The sequence below is a fragment of the Rhodococcus sp. P4_F3_2 genome (assembly GCF_056401335.1).
The window spans coordinates 1-402 of sequence record NZ_JBFUJN010000251.1 but is presented as its reverse complement, the minus strand read 5'-3'; the positions used below and the strand labels follow the sequence as shown (position 1 = coordinate 402).

At 34.8% G+C, this 402-nt stretch carries 1 protein-coding gene; it reads right to left on the bottom strand.

From position 1 onward, the window contains the following. Nucleotides 1-383, bottom strand: a 383-nt coding sequence (locus AC1DWA_RS33610; RefSeq protein WP_477917856.1) for a conjugal transfer protein, incomplete at its 3' end; no start/stop codon positions are given. Nucleotides 384-402 lie beyond the last annotated feature (19 nt).

Sequence of the window (402 nt, the reverse complement as noted above, 5' to 3'; positions counted from 1 at the left end):
TTACTAGAATCTTTAAAAAAGAATTTTGTTTCATCGCTTCGATCTTTTGCTGTATACGTTTTAAAGAAGGATTCTAAAAAACTCTGAACCTCATTATTGACAACCGCATCTGCATTCTTGTTTTCTTCATTCTCTGAAACAGTTACACGTTGATTTGATTTTGGCATGTAGGGTTGCGGTAGATCAATGATGCTATAACCGTTTTTATCTTCATAGACGCGTACCAAATAATAGAGAGTCGCTTGTTTCTCTTCATTCTTTTTCTCGACTTTTTCTTTTCCATCTTTGTCTTTTGATTTCTTTTCCACTTCTTTAGTTGAGGTCACATTGACCTTGATAGATACGTCTGAAATATGGTCATCTTTTTGCTTAATCGAAACCACGTCACTACTGTCATAACGC